Here is a 24,128-nt window from a genome sequence, read left to right as displayed (position 1 = left end):
CTGGTCGGGCCTGCGCTGTTTTGTATGCAATTATCTCCCCTGAGGCCCGCCGGGGCCGCCCCTGCCGCTGGCAGAAGATGCTAATTTTCCCCTATTTATCGCTGCTTATTTTTCCTTCATCCAGATATGCTGTCGTTAAAAAATCATTTCACATAAATATTCACTACTCATTCGAAACTGGCTGGGGCAAATTGAATAGTTGATATGTTTGCTTGTTGCGTGTTTGTTGAAACTTAAATGAGATAATCGCTCGCACAGCCATCACATTATCTGGTAGTGTGATTTATATCGACATTTTGCACCAAGGCTCGGTGCGATATCTGCGCAAAGTATTGCGAAATTGTATAACAGGATCATTTACACCCGCGGGCAAACCGACTAACTTACTCGCGGGTTATTCCAAAAAAATGCAAAAAACCCGCCCGGATCGCTGGTTTGGCTGCCTCATGGATTGAGCGTTTATTACACAAAACAAGCACTCAAGATTTAGCACCCAAGGCAACACCAGCATCTGCGGCTGATTTACGGACGAATTATTTGGGACGGATGTCCCCCGCAGAGGTAACCATGTCCTTGCTCGAAGTGAAAAACTTGCGGATCGAGTATCCCTCCCGCTATGGGGTACTGGCCGCGGTGAAGGATCTCTCTTTCTCTGTCGAAAAAGGAGAGATCGTCGGAGTGGTCGGCGAATCAGGTGCCGGCAAGTCCACCATCGGCAATGCCGTCATCGATCTGTTGAGCCCGCCGGGCCGCATCGCCCGAGGGGATATCTACCTCAATGGCGAGCTCATCTCCGGCAAGAGCCAGAACGAGATGCGGGCCATCCGCGGCTCCCGTATCGGCTTCATCTTCCAGGATCCCATGACCTCCCTCAATCCGCTGTTCACCGTTGAACGGCAGTTGGTGGAGACCATCCTGGCCAATACCAGTCTCAATCGCGAGGCCGCCTTTGCCAAGGCGCTCGAGCTGATGGGCGCGGTCGGCATTCCGCAGCCGGAAATCCGCATCAAGCAGTACCCTCATCAATTCTCCGGTGGCATGCGCCAGCGGGTCGTCATCGCCATCGCCCTGTCGGGGGATCCCGAGCTCATCATCGCCGATGAGCCGACCACGGCGCTGGACGTTTCCATCCAGGACCAGATCCTGCAGCTCATCCGCAACCTGTGCAAGGAGCGTCAGGTGGGCTGTATGCTGGTGACCCACGACATGGGCGTGGTCTCCAACATCACCGACAAGGTGGCGGTCATGTATCGCGGCGATCTGGTGGAGTTCGGCACCACCGAACAGGTGCTGGGTCGCCCCAGTCATCCTTATACCCGCAGCCTCATCTCGGCGGTGCCGCGCTCCGACGTCAAGCTGGTGCGTTTCCCGCTGGTCTCTTACATCGAAGATGCCAGTGCACCGGATCTCAGCATCGATCTCAAGACCCACTGGCTCGGCCAGAGTCAGGACGAGCGCTCCTATGAGGGCGCCTTGCTGCGGGTGGAGAACGTGGATCTGCGGTTCGTCACCAAGGATTCCCTGTTCCCGAGCCGCCGCCAGTACGTGCGCGCCTGCAACAACATCAGCTTCGAGATCTTCGAGGGTGAGACCTTCGGTCTGGTGGGGGAGTCGGGCTCCGGCAAATCCACCATCGCCCGCGCCATCACCGGCCTCTATCCGCCCGACACCGGCAAAATCGTGTTCGAGGGGATCGATCTGACCGCCCTCAAAGGGGAGCACGAGCGTCGCCCGCTGCGCCGCCAGATGCAGATGGTGTTCCAGAACCCTTATTCCTCGATGAACCCGCGCATGAAGGTGCGTGACATCATCTCCGAGCCGATCCGCTTCCATAAGCTGGCGGGCAGCGAGAGCCAGATCGAGAGCATCGTCAGCGATCTGCTGGATCACGTTGGTCTCGGCCGCGGCGCCGGGGTCAAGTACCCCCACGAGTTCTCCGGCGGTCAGCGCCAGCGCATCTCCATTGCCCGCGCCCTGGCGACCCGGCCACGTTTCCTCATCTGCGACGAGCCCACCTCGGCGCTGGATGTGTCGGTGCAGGCCCAGATCCTCAACCTGCTCAAAGATTTGCAGCAGGAGCTTGGGCTCACCATGCTGTTTATCAGTCATGACCTGCCGGTCATCCGTCAGATGTGCGACCGCATCGGCGTTATGCAGCACGGTCATCTGGTAGAAGTGGCAGAAACAGAAAAATTGTTTACCAATGCCGAACATGAGTACAGCCGCAAGCTGATCTCGCTGATGCCGGAATTTAAGGGTATGTCCCGCGAGGGGCTGGAAATCGCAAGCTAGGAAAGCGCCGGCTCGCCGGTCTGTTTGTCGATAAAAAGTGTCAATAAAAAGCCAAAAGCATGGAGAAAGACATGAAGAAAGGATTATCCAAGATTGCCATGGCGCTGTTCGCCGCTGGTCTCGCGTTTAACGTCTCTGCCGCCAACATTACCGTGGCCGTCGCCTCCGACGCCACCTCGCTGGATCCGCAGGAGCAGCTCTCCGGTCAGACCCTGGAGATGTCTCACCTGGTGTTCGATCCGCTGATGCGTTACACCCAGGATCTGCAGTTCGAGCCGCGTCTGGCCGAGAAATTTGAGCGTATTGACGACAAGACCGTGCGTTTCCACCTGCGCAAGGGCGTCAAGTTCCACTCCGGCAACGACTTCACCGCCGATGACGTGGTATGGACCGTCAACCGCCTGAAAGCCTCCCCGGACTTCAAGGCCATCTTCGACCCGATCGCCGAAGTGAAGAAGGTCGATGACCTGACCGTGGACCTGATCACCGCCAAGCCGTTCCCGCTGGTGCTGCAGACCGTCACCTACATCTTCCCGATGGACTCCAAGTTCTATACCGGCAAGGATGAAGCGGGCAAAGACAAGGCCGAGATCGTCAAGAACGGCAGCTCCTACGCTTCCACCCACGTCTCCGGTACCGGTCCGTTCAGCGTCAAGTTCCGCGAGCAGGGCGTCAAGCTCGAGTACGTTCGCAACGCCAACTACTGGGACAAGGCTTCCAAGGGCAACGTCCAGAACCTGACCGTGGTACCGATCAAGGAAGATGCCACCCGCGTAGCCGCCCTGCTGGGTGGGGACGTGGACATGATCTACCCGGTTGCCCCGAACGATCTGGAGCGCGTGAAGAACGGCAAGGATTCCCAGCTGGTCACCCTGTCCGGTACCCGTGCCATCATCATCGAGCTGAACCAGAACACCAACCCGGCGCTGAAAGACAAGCGCGTGCGTCAGGCGATCAACCTGGCCATCAACGAAGTGGGTATCGTCGACAAGATCAACAAAGGCTTCGGCACCCCGGCCGGCCAGCTGAGCCCGAAAGGCTATGCCGGTCATAACGAGGCGCTCAAGCCCCAGTATGATCTGGCCAAGGCCAAGGAGCTGATGAAGGAAGCCGGTTACGAGAAGGGCTTCAAAGTGAGCTTCATCTCCCCGGCTGCCCGCTACGTCAACGACGTCAAGATTGCCCAGGCCGTCTCCGCCATGCTGTCCAAGATCAACATCAAGGTGGATCTGAAGACCATGCCGGTGGCCCAGTACTGGCCCGAGTTTGACAAGTGCGCCGCCGACCTGCAGCTGATCGGCTGGCATGCGGATACCGAAGACAGTGCGAACTTCTTCGAGTTCCTGACCTTCACCAAGGATGCCAAGACCGGCATGGGTCAGTACAACTGCGGCGGTTATGCCAACGCAGAAGCTGACAAGATGGTGATGGACGCCAACACCGAGACCGATCCGGCCAAACGCGCCGCCATCTTGCAGAAGGTGGAAGCCATGCTGATCGACGACGCTGCCTACGTGCCGTTGCACTGGGAAGACCTGGCCTATGGCGCCAAGAAGAACGTCGACATCAAGCCGGTGGTCAACGTGATGAACTTCCCTTATCTGGGTGACCTGGTGGTCAACAAGTAAGTAGAGTCGTAAAGAAGGACCTGGCGGGGGCAGCCATTGGCGCCCCCGCCATTACCAGAAGCCTGTGCCACGACACAGGCCACGTAGAAGGACAAGCATGTTTACATTCCTGCTGAAACGGTTCTATCAGGCCGTGATAGTGATGTTCGTCATCAGCCTGGTCGCCTTCTCCATCCAGGACAACCTGGGGGATCCGCTGCGCGAGCTGGTGGGACAATCCGTCTCCGAGTCCGTGCGCCATGAGTTGCGCGAAAAGATGGGCCTTAACGATCCCTTTTTGGTGAAATACAGTCGCTTCCTGCAAAACGCGGTGCAAGGCGATCTGGGCACCTCCTACTTCTTCAAGCGACCCGCTCTCGAGGTCATCCTCGACAAGCTGGTGGCTACCCTTGAGCTGGTCTTTGCCGCTGCGCTGATCATCGTCGTCGTCTCCATTCCGCTGGGGGTTTACTCGGCGATCCGACCACGCAGTGTGCTGACCAAACTCATCATGGCGGTGAGCAGCATCGGCATCTCGATCCCGGTCTTCCTGACGGCGATCATGCTGATGTACCTCTTCTCCATCCAGCTCGGCTGGCTGCCGGCCTATGGCCGTGGCGAGACTCGTAACCTGCTGGGTTGGGAGTCGGGCTTCTTTACCTGGGATGGCATCAAGCACTTGATCCTGCCCGCGGTCTCGCTCTCCTCCATCATGTTGCCGCTGTTCATCCGGCTGGTGCGCTCCGAGATGCTGGAGCAGCTCTCCTCCGAGTACGTCAAGTTTGCTCGCGCCAAGGGGCTGGACAACAACAAGGTCTACTACAGCCATGCGCTGAAGAACACCATGCTGCCGGTGATCACCGTCGGCGGCGTGCAGATCGGCACCATGGTGGCTTACACCATACTGACCGAGAGCGTGTTCCAGTGGCCGGGGACCGGCTTCCTGTTCCTCGAGGCGATCCACCGGGTCGATACCCCGCTGATCACCGCCTACGTCATCTTCGTCGGCCTGATCTTCGTGGTGACCAATACCCTGGTCGACCTGCTCTACGGGTTCATCAACCCGACCGTCAATTTGACCGCCAAGGGGTAAGCACATGAGTAATGCAGTAACTGCAAGCCCAAGCCGTTGGGCCCGATTCAAAAATTCGGACATCGTCTACTATTTCCTGCGCGATAAAGTGGCCATGTTCAGCTTTGCCGTGTTCATGGTATTCGTGCTGGCCGCGCTGCTGTCGCCCTGGATTGCGCCGCATAACGTCTACGACCAGACCAGCTTCGATCTGATGGACGCCGAGTTGCCGCCCTCTTGGCTGGAGGGCGGTGAGTCCCGCTTCTGGCTCGGTACCGACAACCAGGGCCGCGACATCTGGAGCACCATTCTTTACGGTGCCCGCATCTCGCTGACCATAGGTCTGTTCGCGGTGGGTCTGCAGCTGGCGCTCGGCATCGTCATCGGGCTGATTGCCGGTTACTTCGGTGGCCGCATCGACAACCTGCTGATGCGCTTTGCCGACGTGCAGCTGTCGTTCTCCACCATGATGGTGGCGATCATCATCTCCGCCATCTTCCAGGCAAGTTTTGGCTCCGATCTCTACTCCGAGTTCGCCATCGTCATGCTGGTGGTGATCATCGGCATCGCCGAATGGCCGCAGTACGCTCGTACCGTGCGCGCCTCGGTATTGGCCGAGAAGAAGAAGGAGTATGTGGAAGCGGCGCAGGTGATGGGGTTCCGTGCCCCGCGCATCATGTTCCGCCACATCTTGCCAAACTGCCTGTCGCCCATCCTGGTCATCTCCACCGTGCAGGTGGCGAACGCCATCATGAGTGAGGCCGCGCTCTCCTTCCTGGGGCTCGGCATGCCGGTAGATCAGCCGTCGCTGGGTTCCCTCATCAGCGTGGGCTTCAACTACATCTTCTCCGGCTCCTGGTGGATCACCGCCTTCCCGGGGATCTGTCTGGTGGTGCTGGTGCTGGTGATCAACCTGCTCGGCGACTGGCTGCGGGATGTGTTTAATCCCAAGATCTACAAAGGCTGATAAACCTATCCACTAACTTGCTGCGAGGCCGTGATCAAGGCTCATGTGCTGCTCGGAATCCTCACGTATGTTTATACGCTCCGGTTCCTGCGCTGCTCTTCACCTTGTTGACGGCCTTCTCGCGACAGTTTGTGAACAGGTTTGGCTTGGTACAGTGAATAACAAAAAGGGCGCCATAAGGCGCCCTTTTTCATTTCTCGCAGACATTGCGTCAGGCTTGTTGCCAGGCCTGGATGCTGGCGAGGATACCGGCACCATCGAGCCCCAGCACGGCGTAGATCTCGTCCTGGGTACCCTGTTCGATAAAGCGGTCGGGCAAGCCGAGATTCAACACCGGCTTGCACAGCTTGCTACGCATCAGCAGCTCGTTCACCGCGGAGCCGGCGCCGCCCATGATGGCGTTGTCCTCAAGGGTGACAAACTGATCGTGGGTGGCGGCCAAGGAGAGCACCAGCGCCTCGTCCATGGGTTTGACGAAGCGCATGTCCACCAGGGTGGCGTCCAGCGCCTCGGCGGCGGCCTTGGCCTGATGCAGCAGGGTGCCAAATGCCAAGATGGCGGTGCCCTTGCCTTCACGTACGATTCGCCCCTTGCCGAGCGTCAGTGCAGTCATCTCGCTCAGTATCTCGGTGCCACAGCCGCTGCCGCGAGGGTAGCGAACCGCAGCCGGTCCGTTGTGCTGGTAGCCGGTGTAGAGCATCTGGCGGCACTCGTTTTCATCGGACGGCGTCATCACCACCATGTTCGGCACGGTGCGCAGAAAGCTGATATCGAAGGCTCCCTGGTGAGTGGGGCCATCGGCCCCCACCAGACCGGCCCGGTCGATGGCAAACAGCACCGGCAGCCCTTGCAGCGCCACGTCGTGGATCAGCTGATCGTAGGCGCGCTGCAGGAAGCTGGAATAGATGGCGACTACCGGCTTCTGGCCGGCGATGGCGAGCCCGGCGGCGAAGGTCACCGCGTGTTGTTCGGCGATGGCCACATCGAAGTAGCGATCCGGGTATTGCTGGCTGAACTTGACCAGGCCAGAGCCCTCGCGCATGGCGGGGGTGATGCCGACCAGTTTCTCGTCTTTCGCCGCCATGTCGCACAGCCACTGGCCGAAGATGGCGGAGAAGGTCGGTTTACCACCGGCGCTCTTGGGCAAGGTGCAGTCGTCCGGATTGAACTTGGGCACTGCGTGATAACCGATGGGATCCTTCTCGGCGGGCTCGTAGCCTTTGCCCTTCTTGGTCTTGACGTGCAGCAGCTGGGGGCCCTTGAGGTTGCGCATGTTGCGCAGGGTCTCGACCAGAGCATGGATGTCATGGCCGTCGATGGGGCCTATGTAGTTGAAGCCGAACTCCTCGAACAGGGTGCCAGGCACCACCATGCCCTTGAGATGTTCCTCCGCCCGCTTGGCCAGCTCCTTGACCGGCGGTAGACCCGCCAGCACCTTCTTGCCGCCTTCGCGGATGGTGGTGTAGAGCTTGCCGGACATCAGTCGGGCCAAATGGTTGTTCAGGGCGCCGACATTTTCGGAGATGGACATCTCGTTGTCATTGAGCACCACCAACATGTCCTTGTGGACATCGCCGGCGTGATTGAGGGCCTCGAATGCCATGCCTGCGGTGATGGCGCCATCGCCGATGACGGCAACGACCTTGCGCCCCAGCCCTTCGCTCTCAGCGGCGACGGCCATGCCGAGCGCAGCGCCGATGGAGGTGCTGGAGTGGCCGACGGAGAGCACGTCATATTCGCTCTCGTCACGCCAGGGGAAGGGGTGCAGACCATCTTTCTGGCGGATGGTGTGAATGCGCTCGCGCCGACCGGTCAGGATCTTGTGGGGATAGGCCTGATGGCCCACGTCCCACACCAGCCGATCGAACGGGGTGTTGTAGACATAGTGCAGGGCGACCGTCAGCTCGACGGTGCCAAGGCCCGAGGCGAAGTGGCCGCTGGAGCGGCTCACCGAGCGCAGCAGGTACTCGCGCAACTCGTTGCACAGCACGGGCAGCCGCTCTTTGGGCAGAGATCGCAACTCGACCGGCGTGTCCGCGAGGGCCAGGTTGGGGAAATCGGTTATATCAACGCTCATATTGTTACTGTTATCCAGCGTTTAGTGGGTTCGCTCGATGATGTAATCGGCAAACGCTTCCAGAATGTCGGTATTGTAGGGCAAGGATTGCAGTGCTGTTAAGGCCTTGTCATGCAGTTCGCGAGCCAGCTCACGGGCATTGTCGAGCCCGAGCAGGGCCGGATAGGTGCTCTTCTCCAGCGCCAGATCCGAGCCTTGCGGCTTGCCGAGGGTCGCGGTATCGCCGGTGATGTCGAGAATGTCGTCTTGCACCTGGAAGGCCAGCCCAATGGCGGCGGCATAGGTTTGCAGGGCGGCCAGGGTATCGGCCTCCACATCCGCCTTGCACAGGGCGCCCAGGGTGACGGCGCACTCGATAAGCGCTCCCGTCTTGTGGCGATGGACCTGTTCCAGCTCGGCGAGGCTGATTTGGCGGCTCTCGGCCTCCAGATCCAGCGCCTGACCGCCGCACATGCCGAGGTATCCCGAGGCGCGAGCCAGGGTGCTCAGCATCTTCACCCGGTTCGCCATCAACTCCTGGGGGAGGGGATGGTCGGCCAGGATCGAGAATGCCAGAGTCTGCAAGGCATCCCCCGCCAGGATGGCGGTGCCTTCATCGAACGCCTTGTGCACGGTCGGTTGGCCGCGACGCAGGTCGTCGTTGTCCATGGCGGGCAGATCGTCGTGCAGCAGGGAGTAGGCGTGAATGCACTCCACCGCGGCCGCCGGCCCGTCGAGATAGTCGCTTTGTACCCCCAGCATCTCGCCGACGGCGTAGACCAGGAAGGGGCGTACCCGTTTACCACCGAGCAACAGTCCGTATTTCATGGCGTCCCGCAGGCGGGGTGCCATGGCGGGCAAGGCCTCAAGCTGCGCCGAGAGACAGTCGTCGATACGGCGTCGATGCAGGCGGGAGAAATCGTCCAGGGTCACTCACTGCTCTCCTTGCTCTGGCCGAAAGGGCACCGCTTGTTCGCTGCCATCGGCCTGGGTCAACAGGATCTGGATCTTTTGTTCGGCCTGCTCCAGCTTCTGCTGGCCGGCGCGAACCAGATGGATACCCTGTTCAAACTGTTTGAGTGCCTCCTCGAGGGGGAGCGAGCCCTGTTCAAGCTGATGCACTATGGTTTCCAGCTCTTCCAACGTGGCATCAAAACTCAGACGGTCGATTTTTTTACTGGCCATGTCCATCCTCGGGGATTGAAAAAAACGGCTCATCTTAACATCGACCGGCCACAGGGGGGAGGCAGAAAAGCGCGCGGCGCTCAAACAATCGTGGCGGCGGCCGATAAGCACCGGCTGGCATCCATCTATTGCCCACTGGCGATTGCGGTGTGTCGGGCTTGCTGCCCGAGACGCAATAACAGAAAATTCAACAAAGTATAAATAGCTGGCAAGTTAGGTGACAGGAGCAAGGTTGTGGATTTAGGCAGTCTGATAGGCATAGTGCTGGGGTTTGGGGTCGTGGTGTACGGTATGTCGTTGGGCGGCCCCATGGGGATGTACCTGGATATGCCCTCCGTCTATATCACCATCTTGGGGTCGCTATTCATCTGTATGATGAAGTTCAACCTCAGTCAGTTCTTCATGGCGTTCAAGGTGGCCGGTAAGGCCTTCATGTACAAGGGCGACAAGCTCGACGATCTGATCGCCAAGGCGGTTGAACTGGCCGATGCGGCGCGCAAGGGAGGCTTTCTGGCCCTGGAGGCGGCGGAGATCCCCAATACCTTCATGAAGAAAGGGATCGACATGCTGGTGGATGGCCATGACGCCGACGTGGTGAGGGCTGTGCTGGAAAAAGACATCGAACTGACCTCTGAGCGCCATGTCATCGCCATCAAGGTGTTCCGCTCTCTCGGCGATCTCGGCCCCGCCATGGGGATGATTGGTACCCTGGTGGGATTGGTGGCCATGCTGGCCAACATGAGCGATCCCAAGTCCATCGGCCCGGCCATGGCGGTGGCCCTGCTGACTACCCTCTATGGCGCCATCCAGGCCAACATGATTGCCATCCCCATCGCCGACAAGCTGGAGCTGCGCAGCGGTGAGGAGCAACTGAGCCGCACCCTGGTGCTCGACGCCATCATGGGCATTCAGGACGGCCAGAACCCCCGCGTCATCCAGGCCATGCTGCAGAACTATCTGCACCAGTCCAAGCGCAATAACGGGCTGGAATAGGAGGCACCATGGCAAAGTGCAAGTGTCCGCCTCCCGGTTTGCCGGGCTACATGGGTACCTTCGCCGACCTGATGTCGCTGCTGATGTGCTTCTTCGTGCTGCTGCTCTCGTTTGCCGAGATGGATGTGCAGAAGTTCAAGCAGATAGCGGGATCCATGGAGAAGGCGTTCGGGGTGCAGAACATCCTGGAGGTGAAAGATATTCCCAAGGGCACCTCGGTCATCGCCCAGGAGTTCAGGCCGGGCCGGCCCGAGCCGACCCCCATCGATACCATCATGCAGCAGACCATCGACTTGACCCAGACCGAGCTGGATTTCCAGCAAGGGGAGGCGGATCAGGCCGGTGGCAAGGACAATACGGACGGCAACCTGAGCGGCGGCGACAGCTCCCACCAGGCCCAGAAAGCGCAGGAGCAATCCAGCGACCTGGCGAAGTCGCTGGCCGAGCAGTTGCAGGCCCAGATCCAGGACGGGGCCATCGAGATCGAGGCGCTGGGTCAGCAGATCATCATTCGTATCAGAGAAAAAGCAGCGTTTCCTGCTGGTTCAGCCTTCCTGCAACCCCAGTTCTGGCCGGTGATCCGCAAGGTCGCGGGGCTGCTCAAGGATGTGCCGGGGGAGATCACCGTCTCCGGCCACACCGATGATGTGGCCACCGAGGATGAGCTATTCCAGTCCAACTGGGAGCTCTCATCCCAGCGGGCGGTGGCGGTGGCTCACCAGATGATCAAGGTGCCCGGCTTTGACGGTGGACGTCTGGTGGTGCAGGGCATGGCGGATTCCCAACCGCTCGCGCCGAACAACAGCCTGGAGAATCGACGGATGAATCGGCGGGTGGAGATCGCCATCATGCAGGGCAAACCGACGGTGTCGGCCCCCATCGGGGTGTTCGAGCAGAGGTAGCTTTCAGCGCGAAGCGCGATCCCGCTCGCAGGGGCTGACATGGATTTTGTGGCGGCTTCATATTAAGATGCCCCATCCGAACCGATAGCTGCGGCTCTCTTTGATTGCCGCAGCTTCTCTTTATAAAGCAACCCAGGTTTCGACTATGAATCATACTCCGATGACTGTTCGCGGCGCCGAAAAGCTGCGTCAAGAGCTCGACTATCTGAAGAGCGAGCTGCGTCCCCAGATTATCGAAGCGATTGCTGATGCCCGTGAACATGGTGATCTGAAAGAAAACGCCGAGTACCATGCCGCTCGCGAGCAACAGGGCTTTTGTGAAGGCCGTATCCAGGAAATTGAGAGCAAGCTCTCCAATGCCCAGGTGATCGACATCACCAAGATCACCAACAACGGCCGGGTCATCTTCGGCGCGACCGTGACCCTGCTCAAGAGCGAGACGGAAGAGGAAGTGGTGTATCGCATCGTGGGTGACGACGAGGCGGACATCAAACAGAACATGATCTCCGTGAACTCCCCCATCGCCCGCGCCCTGATCGGCAAGGAAGTGGACGATGTGGCCATCGTCAAGACGCCGGCCGGTGATGTGGAGTACGAGATCCTGGAAGTCGCCTATCTCTGAGAGTGAGTGGTGGCTGACAAACAGGGGAGCTCGAGCTCCCCTGTTGTATTTAGTCCGATTGATAGGCCTGAATGAAGGCATCCTGGTGGCGCTGGAACAGCCAGTCTCGCAGTTGCTCCCGATCCGTTGTCCCTAGCTGGAACTGCAAGGCCCAATCATGTCGCTGCTTGCGCGATGGAATGCGTCTTATCAGGCTGCCGGTGAGGGGCAGGGGTGGCAGACCCTCGATGAGCAGCACGCCTTCGAGTGCATCACCCTTGACCAGTGCCGCGGGCAGGTCCTCAACGATGAGGCCGCCGACTGACAGGCTGTGCACCTCATACTCGGCATCCGCCGTCTGCAGGCAGGCTTTCTCATCGAGTCGCCAGGCGCGCAGATGGGGGTAGCCAAGCTCGGTGATGCTGGGGGCGGCAATGCGCAGTTCGGTATGACCTTCCTCCCCCTCGGCGCAATACAGCGGGAAGCGCAGCTGATGGCCAGAGATCTGGGCCTCGAGCACCAAAGGATTGGCACGTTGCAGCAGGCTGAGCAGGGGAAGGTTCAGATAACCGCGCAGGAACTGGCCGGCAGCCTGGTCCTCGGCGTTTCCCAAGTCCCGCAGCATGGCCAGCTCTTCTTCGGTGAGAATCTGATGCTTGTCCATAGTGGGTGTCCGCAAGTATTCATCGCAGGTTAAGGGCCAGACGACTATTTTGGCAAGCGACTTGGGAAGAAGAGAAATGAAGGAAAGAGCGAATGCTCTTTCCTGTTACTTGCGCGGTAATTGGATCTTGGGTTCGCTGGCTTGACGGTAGATGGTCAGCACGTGGCCCATGCTCTGTACCTTGGTGGCACCGGTCTCACGGACGATGGCATCCATCACCAGCTGTTTCATCTCACGATCTTCAGACGACACCTTAACCTTGATCAGCTCGTGGTGGTTCAGCGCCAGATCGATCTCGGCCAGCACACCTTCAGTCAGGCCGTGTTGTCCCAGCAGGACGACCGGCTTCAGGCTGTGGGCAAGGCCCTTGAGGTACTGTTTCTGTTTATTGTTGAGAATCATCGCAATTTCTTCATAAGTCAGGGTTGAAAGGGGCGTATTCTACCCCCACTTAGCCCTTAATACTAATAACCCTTGTGGTTTTTTAAAGTCGACAATCATGACCCAGAAAAAGCATTCCCCCAGTTCAACCCGCTGGTTAAAAGAACATTTTGACGATCATTACGTCAAAAAAGCCCAGAAGTTGGGACTGCGTTCCCGCGCCGTGTTCAAGATTGATGAGATCCAGGGCAAGGACAAATTGCTCAAGCCGGGTATGACGGTCGTGGATCTGGGGGCGGCCCCCGGTGGCTGGTCCCAGTTTGCCATCAATCAGGTGGGTGACAACGGGCGAGTGATTGCATGCGATATTCTGCCGATGGATTCCATCGCCGGTGTCGATTTCTTGCAAGGGGACTTTCGGGAGGAAACTGTGTTGGCCACCTTGCTGGAGCGCGTTGGTCCGGACAAGGTTGATGTCGTCATGTCTGACATGGCGCCCAACATGAGCGGCACCCCGCAGGTGGATCAGGCCCGTTCCATGTATCTGATCGAGCTGGCGCTGGACATGTGCAACCAGGTCTTGCGTACTAACGGCAGTTTCGTGGTCAAGGTGTTCCAGGGAGAGGGTTTCGATGCCTATCTCAGTGAAATCCGTAAACTTTTTTCTGCCGTCAAGATTCGTAAACCAGACTCCTCCCGTGCCCGTTCACGAGAAGTCTACATTGTGGCTACCGGTTTTAAACTGTAGTACCCTAACCCTCATCGTTAACTGTCAGTCTGCGAGGTCATTGATTTGAGTGACATGGCGAAAAACCTAATCCTGTGGCTGGTCATCGCCGTCGTGTTGATGTCGGTGTTCAATAGCTTCAGCCCCAGCGATACCACCAGTCGCCAGCTGGACTATTCCAGCTTCGTTAAAGAAGTGACCCAAGAGCAGATCCGTGAAGTGCGGATGGATGGCAAGGTCATTAATGGCGTCAAGCGCACCGGTGAGCGTTTCACCACCATCATCCCGGCGCCGGATCCCCAACTGCTCAACGACATGCTCAACCATAACGTCAAAGTCATGGGTGAGAAGCCGGAAGAGCCGTCTCTGATCACGTCCATCTTCATCTCCTGGTTCCCGATGCTGTTGTTGATCGGTGTCTGGGTCTTCTTCATGCGTCAGATGCAGGGCGGCGGTGGCAAAGGTGCCATGTCGTTTGGCAAGAGCAAGGCTCGTCTGATGAGCGAAGATCAGATCAAGACCACCTTCGTCGACGTGGCGGGTTGTGATGAGGCCAAGGAAGAGGTCAAAGAGCTGGTCGATTATCTGCGCGACCCCACCAAGTTCCAGAAACTGGGTGGCAAGATCCCGACCGGCGTTCTGCTGGTTGGCCCGCCCGGTACCGGTAAGACCCTGCTGGCCAAGGCCATCGCGGGCGAGGCCAAGGTGCCTTTCTTCACCATCTCGGGTTCCGATTTCGTCGAGATGTTCGTCGGTGTCGGTGCCTCCCGGGTGCGTGACATGTTCGAGCAGGCCAAGAAGTCTTCCCCCTGCATCATCTTCATCGATGAAATCGATGCGGTCGGTCGTCAGCGTGGCGCCGGTCTCGGCGGTGGTCACGATGAGCGTGAGCAGACCCTGAACCAGATGCTGGTCGAGATGGATGGTTTTGAAGGCAACGAAGGCGTCATCGTCATCGCCGCCACCAACCGTCCTGACGTACTGGATCCCGCCCTGCTGCGTCCGGGCCGTTTCGACCGTCAGGTCGTGGTCGGTCTGCCGGATGTGCGCGGTCGCGAGCAGATCCTGAAGGTGCACATGCGCAAGGTGCCGTTGGCGGATGACGTCAATGCGGCGCTGATTGCCCGTGGTACCCCAGGCTTCTCCGGTGCCGACTTGGCCAACCTGGTCAACGAAGCAGCCTTGTTCTCCGCCCGTGAGAGCCGCCGCGTGGTATCCATGCTGGAGTTCGAGAAGGCCAAGGACAAGATCATGATGGGTGCGGAACGTCGCTCCATGGTGATGAAAGAGTCTGAGAAAGAGATGACGGCTTACCATGAGGCGGGTCACGCCATCATCGGTCGTCTGGTGCCGGATCATGACCCTGTCTACAAGGTCTCCATCATTCCGCGCGGTCGTGCGCTGGGTGTGACCATGTACCTGCCGGAGCAAGATCGCTGGAGCCACTCCAAGCAGCATCTGGAGTCCATGATCTCCAGCCTGTACGGCGGTCGTCTGGCGGAAGAGCTGATCTACGGTGCCGAGAAGGTATCGACCGGCGCGTCCAATGACATCGAACGTGCGACTGACATCGCCCGCAAGATGGTCACCCAGTGGGGTATGTCCGAGCGTCTGGGTCCCATGCTCTATGCCGAAGAAGAGGGTGAAGTCTTCCTCGGTCGCAGCATGGCCAAGGCCAAGCACATGTCCGATGACACCGCCCGTGTCATCGACGCCGAGGTCAAGCAGGTCATCGATCGCAACTACGCCCGCTCCAAGCAGATCCTGCTGGACAACATGGACGTGTTGCACACCATGAAAGATGCGCTGATGAAGTACGAAACCATCGACGCCAAGCAGATCGACGATCTGATGGCCCGTCGTGAGGTGCGTGCCCCCAGCAACTGGCACGATGAGCACGGTGATACCCCGCAAGGTGGCGCCAGCGTGAGCAACGAGCCCGAGGCCAAAGCCAAAGCCGATGAGAGCAGCGCACCGCTGACCGACATCGACAAGGCCAACGATATCCCGGCCAAATAATTTGTCATGATTCAAACCCCGGGCTTGCCCGGGGTTTTTCTTTATGCGGATGCTCGGATTTTCTTTATACAGGTGGAAGCACAGATGCAACTAAGCAGCAAGGGACGCAGTCTCTCCCTCGATCGTCCCCACGTCATGGGGATCCTCAACGTCACTCCTGATTCCTTTTCCGATGGCGGGTGCTTCAATCAGCGGGAGCAGGCTCTGGCCCATGCTCGCCAGTTGGTGGCGGAGGGCGCGACCCTCATCGATATCGGCGGTGAGTCGACTCGTCCAGGGGCGCCTGATGTGAGCGAGCAGGAAGAGCTGGATCGGGTGATCCCGGTGGTCGAGCGGATGGCGCAGGAGCTGGATGTGATGATCTCCCTCGACACCTCCAAGGCGGTGGTGATGAAGGAAGGTTGCGCGGCGGGTGCTCACCTCATCAACGACGTGCGTGCCCTGCTCGAACCCGGCGCGCTGGTGGCGGCGGCAGAAGCCGACGTGCCCGTGTGCCTGATGCACATGCAGGGCCAGCCAAGGACCATGCAGGCTGAGCCCCATTACGATGATTTGCTGGGGGAGGTGAGGGCCTTCTTCGATGAGCGGATAGCGGCCTGCCTGGATGCGGGGATCAAGCGTGAGCATCTGCTGCTGGATCCCGGCTATGGCTTTGGCAAGACAGTAGCGCATAACTACCAGCTGCTGGCCGAGCAGCGGAAGTTGCTGGATTACGGCCTGCCGCTCTTGGTGGGAATGTCGCGAAAGTCTATGATAGGCAATCTGCTCGGTCGCTCGGTTGATGAGCGACTGGCTGGCAGTCTGGCCTGCGCCCTGATCGGGTTGCAACATGGCGCCAGGATCATCCGGGTACACGATGTGCGTGCCACCATGGATGCGCTGCGGGTCGGCTGGATGACAATGACGGGACAAGATTTCGTATCCAAATAAAAAACGAGAACAGACAATGACCAGAAAGTACTTCGGCACAGACGGTGTGCGCGGCAAGGTGGGTGAATACCCGATCACCCCCGATTTCGTGATGAAATTGGGCTGGGCCGCTGGCAAGGTTCTCTCCAAGAAGGGCACCAAAAAAGTGCTGATCGGCAAGGACACCCGCATCTCCGGTTACATGCTGGAATCGGCATTGGAGGCAGGCCTCTCTGCCGCAGGCCTCAAGGCCATACTGATGGGCCCCATGCCGACGCCGGCGGTGGCCTACCTGACTCGCACCTTCCGGGCCGAGGCGGGTATCGTCATCAGCGCCTCGCACAATCCGTTTTACGATAACGGCATCAAGTTCTTCTCCGCCGACGGTACCAAACTGCCGGACGAGGTTGAGCTGGCCATCGAAGCCGAGCTGGATCACGAACTCAAATGTGTCGAGTCGGCCGAGCTTGGCAAGGCGCAGCGCATCGACGATGCCGCTGGTCGCTACATCGAGTTCTGCAAGAGTACCTTCCCCAGCCACCTGAGCCTGGAAGGGCTGAAGATGGTGGTGGATTGTGGTCATGGCGCCACCTATCACATCGCGCCCTCGGTCTTCCGTGAACTGGGCGCCGAGGTGATTGCCATCGGTTGCAGCCCGGACGGTCTTAACATCAACGATGGCGTGGGCTCTACCGCTCCCGAGGCGCTGGCCGCCAAGGTGCTGGAGTGCAAGGCTGACCTTGGCGTCGCCTTCGACGGTGATGGCGATCGTCTGGTGATGGTGGACAGCACCGGCTACATCATCGACGGTGACGAGATCCTCTACATCATCGCCCGTGATGCGCTGCGCAATGGTCGCCTCAAAGGCGGCGTAGTCGGTACCCTGATGGCCAACATGGGCCTGGAGCTGGCGCTGCAGACCCTCGGCATTCCGTTTGCCCGTGCCAAGGTGGGCGATCGCTACGTGCTGGAGATGATGAACGAGAAGGGCTGGCGTATCGGCGGTGAAAACTCCGGTCACATCATCTGCCTGGATCAGACCACCACAGGGGATGGCATAGTCGCCGCCCTGCAGGTGCTGACCGCGGTGTGCACCGCCGAGATGCCGCTGGCCAAGCTGCGCTCCGGCATGAGCAAGTTCCCACAGGTGCTGGTGAACGTGCGCTTTGCCGAAGGCAAGGATCCGCTGACGTCGCAAGCCGTGCTCGCCGAGGTCACCAAGGTGGAACAAGAGCTGAGTGGCCGTGGCCGCGTCTTGCTGCGCAAATCCGGTACCGAGCCCTTGATCCGGGTGATGGTAGAAGGTGAGCACGAGCAACAGGTTCTGGATATGGCGAATCGCATCGCCAAACAGGTCGAATCGGCGTTTTAATGAGCGAAAAGGGCGGCTTTTTAGCCGCTCTGTTCGTATCTTGTTCAAACGATTCGAAAATTCAAAAATAGCACTTGTCAGCTGAGCATCCTCTGGATATTATCAGCCCGCTTTCGCAAGGGAGTTGCCGATGGGACATCGCAAGCCGTTTGTAGCAGCCAACTGGAAGTTACACGGTAGTAGGTCGCAGTTAGAACAGTTTACTGGTCAGTGCTTACAAAGCATTGATGAGCAAGTAGATGTGGTCTTGTGTCCTTCCCATGTGCATCTCGATTTCACCGCCTTGCTGCTCAATGAGCAAAGGGTAATGAAGTTGGGGGCTCAGAATGTGAGTCAGCACCAATCTGGCGCTTTCACGGGTGAAGTCTCGTGTCAGATGTTGGTTGAGGCAGGGTGTCGTTACGTATTGGTAGGGCACTCCGAGCGCAGGCGTCTATTTGGTGAGACCAGCTTTATCGTCGCAGAGAAGTTTGCGGCAGCCAGAGCGGCAGGCTTGATCCCCATCCTCTGTTTGGGTGAATCGGGCGCAGCGAGGCAGGCGAGAAGAACCTTCGAGGTGATCGCCGAAGAGCTGGATATCGTCATAGAGAAAAATGGCGCGATGGCTTTCGATAATGCTATCATCGCCTACGAGCCGATTTGGGCTGTAGGTACAGGTAAATGCGCCACACCCGAGCAGGCACAAGAGGTTAATTCCTTTATTCGCGGTCGCTTGGCGGAGGATACTCCGGTAATAGGTGAGAAAGTTAGAATCATCTATGGTGGGAGCGTGACACCGGCCAATGCACGAGATTTGTTTGCCCAGCCCGACATTGATGGCGGTCTGATTGGCGGTGCGAGTCTCGATGACAAGGCGTTTTTAGGAATTGTTGAAGCGGCAAAGGGTGCAAGTTAAATGTACGAGATTCTTTTAGTCGTTTATCTGTTGGTATCACTGGCTCTGATTGGTCTGGTGATGATTCAGCAAGGTAAAGGGGCTGACATGGGCGCCTCCTTCGGCGCAGGGGCATCGAATACCGTATTCGGATCCGGTGGTTCAGGCAGTTTCCTGACCCGAACAACTGCAATTTTGGCAACTCTGTTCTTTTTGATTAGCCTGGTGCTTGGCTCTATGTCCAGCAACAAGATAAAACAGGGTAGCGAATGGGAAAATCTGCAACAGACTCAACAAGTTGAGCAGACTAAAGCGCCAGTGAAGAAAGATACTGACGTTCCCGAATAAAGAGTTTTGCCGTGGTGGTGGAATTGGTAGACACGCTATCTTGAGGGGGTAGTGCTCTAGGGTGTGCGGGTTCGAGTCCCGCCCACGGCACCAATTAAGTAGTGAGCCTGGGTAACCTGGTATATTATAGCCAGTCAGTCTTGTGTGACGAGAGTGAAGTGGCTATAATCTCGCACGATTTCGGACGCGGGGTGGAGCAGCATGGTAGCTCGTCGGGCTCATAACCCGAAGGTCGTCGGTTCAAATCCGGCCCCCGCAACCAAATTTCACGCATTTCCTACGCTCAGGAAGGCGGTCGCTGCGAGGCGACAATCAGGGTAAAGCGCCAAGCCCCGATTTGACATCGGGGCTTTTTGTTATGTGCGATTTACTCTGAATCGATCTCTATCTGGGCTTTATGCCCTTTTTTTGTTTTTCGGAGGGTGACTTTGGCTACGTTGGAACAACGTTTGACCGATCTGCTCGAGGCTCCGGTCGTTGCCTTGGGTTTTGAACTTTGGGGTGTTGAGTTTATCCGTGCGGGTAAGCACTCAACCTTGCGCGTCTTTATCGATGCAGAGCAAGGCGTGACGGTGGAAGACTGTGCCGAGGTGAGCCGCCAGGTTGGCGCCATCATGGACGTTGAAGATCCCATCACCGAGGAGTACTTCCTGGAAGTCTCTTCGCCCGGTCTGGATCGTCCCCTGTTCAAGGTTGCCCAGTTCGAAAAATACGTTGGCCAAGAGGCGGCGGTTTCGCTCCGGATGGCAACAAACAACCGCCGCAAGTTCAAAGGCGTAATCAAAGCTGTGCAGGGCGACATGGTCACCTTGACAGTAGATGGTAAGGACGAGGTGTTGGCTTTCACCAATATCCAAAAAGCGAACATAGTGCCGAACTTTGGTTAACGAGGCTATCGGATATGAATAAAGAGATTTTGCTGGTCGTTGACGCTGTGTCCAACGAGAAGGCTGTTCCCCGCGAAAAGATTTTCGAGGCTCTGGAAACCGCGCTGGCGACTGCAACCAAGAAGAAATACGAAGGCGAGATTGAAGTTCGGGTCGAGATCGATCGCAAGACCGGTGACTACGACACTTATCGCCGCTGGGTAGTGGTGGCCGATCAGGCCTCCATGGAGAACGCTTACGGTGAAATCACCCTGGAAGCGGCTCAGATAGATGACCCCGAAATTCAAGTGGGTGACTACGTTGAAGATCAGATCGATTCTGTCACCTTCGACCGCATCACCACCCAGACCGCCAAGCAGGTTATCGTGCAGAAGGTGCGTGAAGCCGAGCGCTCCCAAGTCGTTGACCAGTTCAGGGACAAGGAAGGCACCATCATCAGTGGTGTGGTCAAGAAGAGCAACCGCGATAACGTGATCCTGGATCTGGGCAGCAATGCCGAGGCGGTGATCTTCCGTGATGACATGCTGCCGCGCGAGACCTTCCGTCCAGGCGACCGCATCCGTGGTCTGCTCTACGCCGTGCGTCCGGAAGCCCGTGGTTCCCAGCTGTTCGTCAGCCGTTCCAGCCCGGACTTCCTGAAAGAACTGTTCCGCATCGAAGTGCCAGAAATCGGCGAAGAGATGATCGAAATCATGGGCGCCGCTCGTGATCCGGGTTCCCGCGCCAAGATCGCGGTCAAGACCAACGATCGTCGTATCGACCCGATCGGTGCCTGTATCGGCATGCGTGGTGCTCGTGTACAAGCCGTCTCCGCCGAGCTGAGCGGTGAGCGTGCCGACATCGTCTTGTACGATGACAACCCCGCTCAATACGTGATCAATGCCATGGCGCCCGCCGATGTGGCCTCCATCATCGTTGATGAAGACAACCACACCATGGACATCGCCGTGGAAGCCGCCAACTTGGCCCAAGCCATCGGTCGCAACGGTCAGAACGTGCGTCTGGCTTCCCAGCTGACTGGTTGGGAACTGAACGTCATGACCGTCGAGGACATGCGTGCCAAGCACCAGGCCGAGAATGATCGCATCCTGACCCTGTTCACCAGCGCCCTCGACATCGACGACGATTTCGCCGGTCTGCTGATGGAAGAAGGTTTCTCCACTCTGGAAGAGATCGCCTTCGTACCGGTCAATGAGCTGCTGGCCATCGACGGCCTGGACGAAGACATGGTGGAAGAGCTGCGCAAGCGCGCCAAAGATGTGCTGACCACCAAGGCTTTGGCCAAAGAAGAATCCTTCGAAGGTGCTGAACCTTCCGAAGACCTGCTCAATCTGGCTGGCCTCGGTCGCGACCTGGCTTATGCCCTGGCTGCACGCGGTGTTGCCACCCTGGAAGATTTGGCAGAGCAAGGTATCGATGACCTTGCCGACATTGAAGAGCTGACCGCTGAGAAAGCCGGTGAGCTGATTATGGCTGCTCGTAATATCTGTTGGTTCGGAGAAGAGCAGTCTAGTTAAGATCAAACGGAGGAAAATGAATGGCAGAAGTATCAGTCAAACAACTTGCCACTGACATCGACACGCCGGTTGATCGTCTTCTCCAGCAGTTTGTCGATGCCGGTATCAGCAAGAGCAAGGCCGACGACCTGGTCAGCGAATCTGAAAAACAGACTCTGCTGGCGCACTTGAAAAAACAGCATGGAGGTGACGAGATCACCGCACCAGCCCGCATGACTTTGCAGCGCAAGACCAAGAGCACCATCAGTGTTCAAGGTACCGGCGGCAAGAACAAAGAAGTGCAGGTTGAAGTGCGCAAGACTCGCACCTATGTAAAACGCTCGGCGCTGGAAGATGAACAGCGTCAAGCGGAAGCCGAGGAAACAGCGCGTTTGGAAGCAGAAGAAAAAGCTCGTCACGAGGCCGACAACAAGGCCCGTCTCGACGCTGAAGAGAAGGCTCGCCGTGAGGCTGAGCAAGCTCGTCGTGAAGCTGAGGAAAAGGCGCGGATCGAGGCACAATCAAAGGCTCGACAGGCTCCACAGCCCGCCAAAGTAGCCGCTAGCACAGCTCAGCAAGAGGCAGAAAAGATGGCCAAGCGCGAAGCAGAAGAACTGAAGCGCCAACAAGAACAAACAGCCTTGACCAAGGCTGAAGAACTCGCCGCGAAGAAAGCCGAAGAGGCTCGCGTCATGGCGGAACAGAACGGTCCTCGCTGGGCCGAAGAAGAGGCCGCTCGCGCCAAAGAGAGCAGCGATTACCATCTGACCACCAACAAGCACGCGCAAGCGGCTGAAGATGAGTTGGATCGTAAGGAAGAGACCAGCCGTCGTACGGCTGCCGCTGCCAAGGCCCCGAAAAAGGCCACCCGTCGTGAAGACGACCGCGACTCCCGCAATCCCCGTGCTCGCAAAGGCAAGCGCGGCAAGATGGCCACTCCGAACGCCATGAAGCACGGTTTCAACAAACCGGCCGCCGTGGTGAACCGTGACGTGGTGATCGGCGAAACCATCACCGTGGCCGAGCTGGCCAACAAGATGGCCGTCAAGGGCGTCGAAGTCATCAAGGTAATGATGAAGATGGGCGCCATGGCGACCATCAACCAGGTTATCGACCAGGAAACTGCTCAGCTTGTGGCTGAGGAGATGGGTCACAAGGTGTTGCTGCGTCGTGAGAACGAGCTGGAAGAAGCGGTACTGTCCGATCGTGACGAGACCTCCGAAGCCAAGCCGCGCGCACCGGTCGTGACCATCATGGGTCACGTTGACCACGGTAAGACCTCCCTGCTGGATTACATCCGCAAGGCCAAGGTTGCCGCGGGCGAAGCCGGTGGTATTACCCAGCACATCGGTGCCTACCACGTTGAAACCGACAGTGGCATGATCACCTTCCTGGATACCCCGGGTCACGCGGCCTTTACCTCCATGCGTGCTCGTGGTGCCAAGTCGACCGATATCGTGGTTCTGGTTGTTGCTGCCGATGACGGCGTCATGCCGCAAACCATCGAAGCCATCCAGCACGCCAAGGCGGCTGAAGTGCCTATCGTGGTTGCGGTCAACAAGATCGACAAGCCCGAAGCGGATCCGGATCGCGTCAAGACCGAGCTGGCCCGTTACAACGTCATGTCCGAAGACTGGGGTGGCGATAGCCAGTTCGTGCACGTCTCCGCCAAGTCCGGCGAAGGCATCGACGATCTGCTGGAAGCCATCCTGATCCAGTCCGAAGTACTGGAGCTGAAAGCGGTTGTCGATGGCATGGCCAGCGGCGTCGTGATCGAGTCCTTCCTGGACAAGGGTCGTGGCCCGGTTGCCACCGTACTGGTTCAAGAAGGTACCCTGCGTCAGGGTGACATCGTGCTGTGTGGTCTGGAATACGGTCGTATTCGTGCCATGCGTGACGAACTCGGTCGCGAGATCAAGGAAGCGGGTCCGTCCCTGCCGGTTGAAATCCTGGGTCTGTCCGGGGTTCCCTCTGCCGGTGACGAAGCCACCGTTGTACGTGACGAGAAGAAGGCCCGTGAAGTGGCACTCTATCGTCAAGGCAAGTTCCGCGACGTCAAGCTGGCTCGCCAGCAGAAGGCCAAGCTGGAAAACATGTTTGCCAACATGACCGAGGGCGAAGTGTCCGAAGTGAACGTGGTGATCAAGGCCGACGTACAGGGTTCCGTGCAAGCCATCTGCGATGCACTGGTGCAGCTCTCTACCGACGAAGTCAAGGTCAAGATCGTGGGCTCCGGCGTGGGTGGTATCACCGAAACCGACGCCACGCTGGCCGCTGCTTCCAGCGCGATCCTGGTGGGCTTCAACGTCCGTGCCGACGCCTCTGCTCGCAAGGTCATCGAGGCCGAGAGCCTGGATCTGCGTTACTACTCCGTCATCTATGATTTGATCGACGAAGTGAAGCAGGCCATGAGCGGCAAGCTGGCCCCTGAGTATCGTCAGGAGATCATCGGTCTGGCTGAAGTGCGTAGCGTCTTCAAGTCACCGAAGTTCGGCGCCGTTGCCGGCTGTATGGTTACCGAAGGTGTGGTCAAGCGTTCCAACCGTATCCGTGTTCTGCGTGAAAACGTGGTCATCTATGAAGGCGAGCTGGAATCCCTGCGCCGCTTCAAGGATGACGTCAACGAAGTCCGCAACGGTTACGAGTGTGGTATCGCGGTCAAGAACTACAACGACGTACGTGAAGGCGACCAGATCGAAGTTTACGAGACTGTTGTCATTCAACGGACTCTGTAAGCCGAGCATTAGACAAAATAGGGGGCCGCGGCCCCCTTTTA

21 protein-coding genes and 2 tRNA genes are annotated in these 24,128 nt (G+C 58.2%); 18 read left to right on the top strand and 5 right to left on the bottom strand.

Translation table 11 applies throughout. The features are described from left to right. Nucleotides 1-567: 567 nt before the first annotated feature. The 4 genes from BN1137_RS16415 (at nt 568) to BN1137_RS16400 (ending at nt 5,938) form a co-directional block, all read left to right on the top strand. The gene (locus BN1137_RS16415) at nt 568-2,292 is read left to right on the top strand and encodes an ABC transporter ATP-binding protein (RefSeq protein ID WP_050719623.1); all 1,725 of its coding nucleotides are present in this window, start codon (nt 568-570) and stop codon (nt 2,290-2,292) included. A gap of 71 nt (nt 2,293-2,363) precedes the next feature. Continuing rightward, nucleotides 2,364-3,920 carry an ABC transporter substrate-binding protein gene (locus BN1137_RS16410; RefSeq protein WP_050719622.1) on the top strand — a complete coding sequence of 519 codons (1,557 nt, stop codon included), beginning with the start codon at nt 2,364-2,366 and terminating at the stop codon, nt 3,918-3,920. 97 nt (nt 3,921-4,017) lie between these two features. Then, on the top strand, nt 4,018-4,992 hold the full coding sequence (locus BN1137_RS16405; RefSeq protein WP_050719621.1) for an ABC transporter permease: 975 nt from the start codon (nt 4,018-4,020) through the stop codon (nt 4,990-4,992). 4 nt (nt 4,993-4,996) lie between these two features. Continuing rightward, on the top strand, nt 4,997-5,938 hold the full coding sequence (locus BN1137_RS16400; protein WP_050719620.1) for an ABC transporter permease: 942 nt from the start codon (nt 4,997-4,999) through the stop codon (nt 5,936-5,938). Nucleotides 5,939-6,149: 211 nt separating this feature from the next. Here BN1137_RS16400 and dxs read toward each other — a convergent pair whose 3' ends face one another. The 3 genes from dxs to xseB are packed head-to-tail and all read right to left on the bottom strand — an operon-like array spanning nt 6,150 to nt 9,179. Continuing rightward, nucleotides 6,150-8,015, bottom strand: a complete 1,866-nt coding sequence (gene dxs, locus BN1137_RS16395) for a 1-deoxy-D-xylulose-5-phosphate synthase (protein ID WP_050719619.1) — start codon at nt 8,013-8,015, stop codon at nt 6,150-6,152. A gap of 21 nt (nt 8,016-8,036) precedes the next feature. Further along, entirely contained in the window at nt 8,037-8,927 is an 891-nt protein-coding gene (gene ispA / locus BN1137_RS16390) for a (2E,6E)-farnesyl diphosphate synthase (RefSeq protein ID WP_050719618.1), read from the bottom strand. Beyond that, entirely contained in the window at nt 8,928-9,179 is a 252-nt protein-coding gene (gene xseB, locus BN1137_RS16385) for an exodeoxyribonuclease VII small subunit (protein ID WP_050719617.1), read from the bottom strand. Between the two features lie 234 nt (nt 9,180-9,413). Between xseB and pomA the strand changes: the two genes are divergently transcribed. The 3 genes from pomA to greA all read left to right on the top strand — a co-directional run bounded on the left by pomA (nt 9,414) and on the right by greA (nt 11,696). After that, the gene (gene pomA, locus BN1137_RS16380; protein ID WP_050719616.1) at nt 9,414-10,172 is read left to right on the top strand and encodes a flagellar motor protein PomA; all 759 of its coding nucleotides are present in this window, start codon (nt 9,414-9,416) and stop codon (nt 10,170-10,172) included. Between the two features lie 8 nt (nt 10,173-10,180). Next, complete coding sequence (locus tag BN1137_RS16375; RefSeq protein WP_050719615.1) at nt 10,181-11,074, top strand: flagellar motor protein MotB; 894 nt, start codon at nt 10,181-10,183, stop codon at nt 11,072-11,074. A 145-nt stretch (nt 11,075-11,219) separates the two neighbouring features. Further along, nucleotides 11,220-11,696 carry a transcription elongation factor GreA gene (gene greA, locus BN1137_RS16370; protein ID WP_050719614.1) on the top strand — a complete coding sequence of 159 codons (477 nt, stop codon included), beginning with the start codon at nt 11,220-11,222 and terminating at the stop codon, nt 11,694-11,696. A 49-nt stretch (nt 11,697-11,745) separates the two neighbouring features. On the opposite strand, the gene BN1137_RS16365 is transcribed toward greA, so the two are convergent. Together BN1137_RS16365 and yhbY are read right to left on the bottom strand one after the other, a co-directional pair. Next, nucleotides 11,746-12,339 (bottom strand): hypothetical protein, encoded by a 594-nt coding sequence (locus tag BN1137_RS16365; RefSeq protein ID WP_050719613.1) that lies wholly within the window; start codon nt 12,337-12,339, stop codon nt 11,746-11,748. A 105-nt stretch (nt 12,340-12,444) separates the two neighbouring features. Then, nucleotides 12,445-12,741 (bottom strand): ribosome assembly RNA-binding protein YhbY, encoded by a 297-nt coding sequence (yhbY, locus tag BN1137_RS16360; protein WP_050719612.1) that lies wholly within the window; start codon nt 12,739-12,741, stop codon nt 12,445-12,447. Between the two features lie 97 nt (nt 12,742-12,838). On the opposite strand from yhbY, the gene rlmE reads away from it, so the two are divergent. The 11 genes from rlmE (at nt 12,839) to infB (ending at nt 24,087) form a co-directional block, all read left to right on the top strand. Then, entirely contained in the window at nt 12,839-13,468 is a 630-nt protein-coding gene (gene rlmE, locus BN1137_RS16355; RefSeq protein WP_050719611.1) for a 23S rRNA (uridine(2552)-2'-O)-methyltransferase RlmE, read from the top strand. A gap of 45 nt (nt 13,469-13,513) precedes the next feature. Then, entirely contained in the window at nt 13,514-15,466 is a 1,953-nt protein-coding gene (gene ftsH, locus BN1137_RS16350; RefSeq protein WP_050719610.1) for an ATP-dependent zinc metalloprotease FtsH, read from the top strand. Nucleotides 15,467-15,550: 84 nt separating this feature from the next. After that, nucleotides 15,551-16,396, top strand: a complete 846-nt coding sequence (gene folP / locus BN1137_RS16345; protein WP_050719609.1) for a dihydropteroate synthase — start codon at nt 15,551-15,553, stop codon at nt 16,394-16,396. Nucleotides 16,397-16,412: 16 nt separating this feature from the next. After that, entirely contained in the window at nt 16,413-17,747 is a 1,335-nt protein-coding gene (gene glmM, locus BN1137_RS16340; protein ID WP_050719608.1) for a phosphoglucosamine mutase, read from the top strand. 130 nt (nt 17,748-17,877) lie between these two features. Then, nucleotides 17,878-18,642 carry a triose-phosphate isomerase gene (gene tpiA / locus BN1137_RS16335; protein WP_050719607.1) on the top strand — a complete coding sequence of 255 codons (765 nt, stop codon included), beginning with the start codon at nt 17,878-17,880 and terminating at the stop codon, nt 18,640-18,642. Next, nucleotides 18,643-18,969: a preprotein translocase subunit SecG gene (secG, locus tag BN1137_RS16330; protein WP_050719606.1), complete on the top strand. Its 327-nt coding sequence runs from the start codon at nt 18,643-18,645 to the stop codon at nt 18,967-18,969. It abuts the gene before it with no gap. An 8-nt stretch (nt 18,970-18,977) separates the two neighbouring features. Further along, a tRNA-Leu gene (locus tag BN1137_RS16325) sits at nt 18,978-19,062 on the top strand. 92 nt (nt 19,063-19,154) lie between these two features. Continuing rightward, a tRNA-Met gene (locus BN1137_RS16320) sits at nt 19,155-19,231 on the top strand. 166 nt (nt 19,232-19,397) lie between these two features. Next, on the top strand, nt 19,398-19,856 hold the full coding sequence (gene rimP / locus BN1137_RS16315; protein ID WP_050719605.1) for a ribosome maturation factor RimP: 459 nt from the start codon (nt 19,398-19,400) through the stop codon (nt 19,854-19,856). A gap of 14 nt (nt 19,857-19,870) precedes the next feature. Next, entirely contained in the window at nt 19,871-21,373 is a 1,503-nt protein-coding gene (gene nusA / locus BN1137_RS16310; RefSeq protein WP_050719604.1) for a transcription termination factor NusA, read from the top strand. 20 nt (nt 21,374-21,393) lie between these two features. Beyond that, complete coding sequence (infB, locus tag BN1137_RS16305; RefSeq protein WP_050719603.1) at nt 21,394-24,087, top strand: translation initiation factor IF-2; 2,694 nt, start codon at nt 21,394-21,396, stop codon at nt 24,085-24,087. Nucleotides 24,088-24,128 lie beyond the last annotated feature (41 nt).

Origin of the sequence: Aeromonas tecta (genome assembly GCF_000820185.1) — a bacterium.
Classification (GTDB): Bacteria; Pseudomonadota; Gammaproteobacteria; order Enterobacterales; family Aeromonadaceae; genus Aeromonas; species Aeromonas tecta.
Note: the sequence above shows the minus strand (reverse complement) of the source record. Positions and strands in the feature narration are given on the sequence as shown.

Excerpts from the sequence above, each read along its gene's own strand:
- greA (WP_050719614.1), top strand. The coding sequence starts at position 11,220 with ATGAATCATACTCCGATGACTGTTCGCGGCGCCGAAAAGCTGCGTCAA.
- BN1137_RS16415 (WP_050719623.1), top strand. The coding sequence starts at position 568 with ATGTCCTTGCTCGAAGTGAAAAACTTGCGGATCGAGTATCCCTCCCGC.
- secG (WP_050719606.1), top strand. The coding sequence starts at position 18,643 with ATGTACGAGATTCTTTTAGTCGTTTATCTGTTGGTATCACTGGCTCTG.
- rlmE (WP_050719611.1), top strand. The coding sequence starts at position 12,839 with ATGACCCAGAAAAAGCATTCCCCCAGTTCAACCCGCTGGTTAAAAGAA.
- BN1137_RS16405 (WP_050719621.1), top strand. The coding sequence starts at position 4,018 with ATGTTTACATTCCTGCTGAAACGGTTCTATCAGGCCGTGATAGTGATG.
- folP (WP_050719609.1), top strand. The coding sequence starts at position 15,551 with ATGCAACTAAGCAGCAAGGGACGCAGTCTCTCCCTCGATCGTCCCCAC.
- BN1137_RS16365 (WP_050719613.1), bottom strand. The coding sequence starts at position 12,339 with ATGGACAAGCATCAGATTCTCACCGAAGAAGAGCTGGCCATGCTGCGG.
- yhbY (WP_050719612.1), bottom strand. The coding sequence starts at position 12,741 with ATGATTCTCAACAATAAACAGAAACAGTACCTCAAGGGCCTTGCCCAC.
- dxs (WP_050719619.1), bottom strand. The coding sequence starts at position 8,015 with ATGAGCGTTGATATAACCGATTTCCCCAACCTGGCCCTCGCGGACACG.
- glmM (WP_050719608.1), top strand. The coding sequence starts at position 16,413 with ATGACCAGAAAGTACTTCGGCACAGACGGTGTGCGCGGCAAGGTGGGT.
- BN1137_RS16410 (WP_050719622.1), top strand. The coding sequence starts at position 2,364 with ATGAAGAAAGGATTATCCAAGATTGCCATGGCGCTGTTCGCCGCTGGT.
- infB (WP_050719603.1), top strand. The coding sequence starts at position 21,394 with ATGGCAGAAGTATCAGTCAAACAACTTGCCACTGACATCGACACGCCG.
- tpiA (WP_050719607.1), top strand. The coding sequence starts at position 17,878 with ATGGGACATCGCAAGCCGTTTGTAGCAGCCAACTGGAAGTTACACGGT.
- BN1137_RS16375 (WP_050719615.1), top strand. The coding sequence starts at position 10,181 with ATGGCAAAGTGCAAGTGTCCGCCTCCCGGTTTGCCGGGCTACATGGGT.
- xseB (WP_050719617.1), bottom strand. The coding sequence starts at position 9,179 with ATGGCCAGTAAAAAAATCGACCGTCTGAGTTTTGATGCCACGTTGGAA.
- nusA (WP_050719604.1), top strand. The coding sequence starts at position 19,871 with ATGAATAAAGAGATTTTGCTGGTCGTTGACGCTGTGTCCAACGAGAAG.
- BN1137_RS16400 (WP_050719620.1), top strand. The coding sequence starts at position 4,997 with ATGAGTAATGCAGTAACTGCAAGCCCAAGCCGTTGGGCCCGATTCAAA.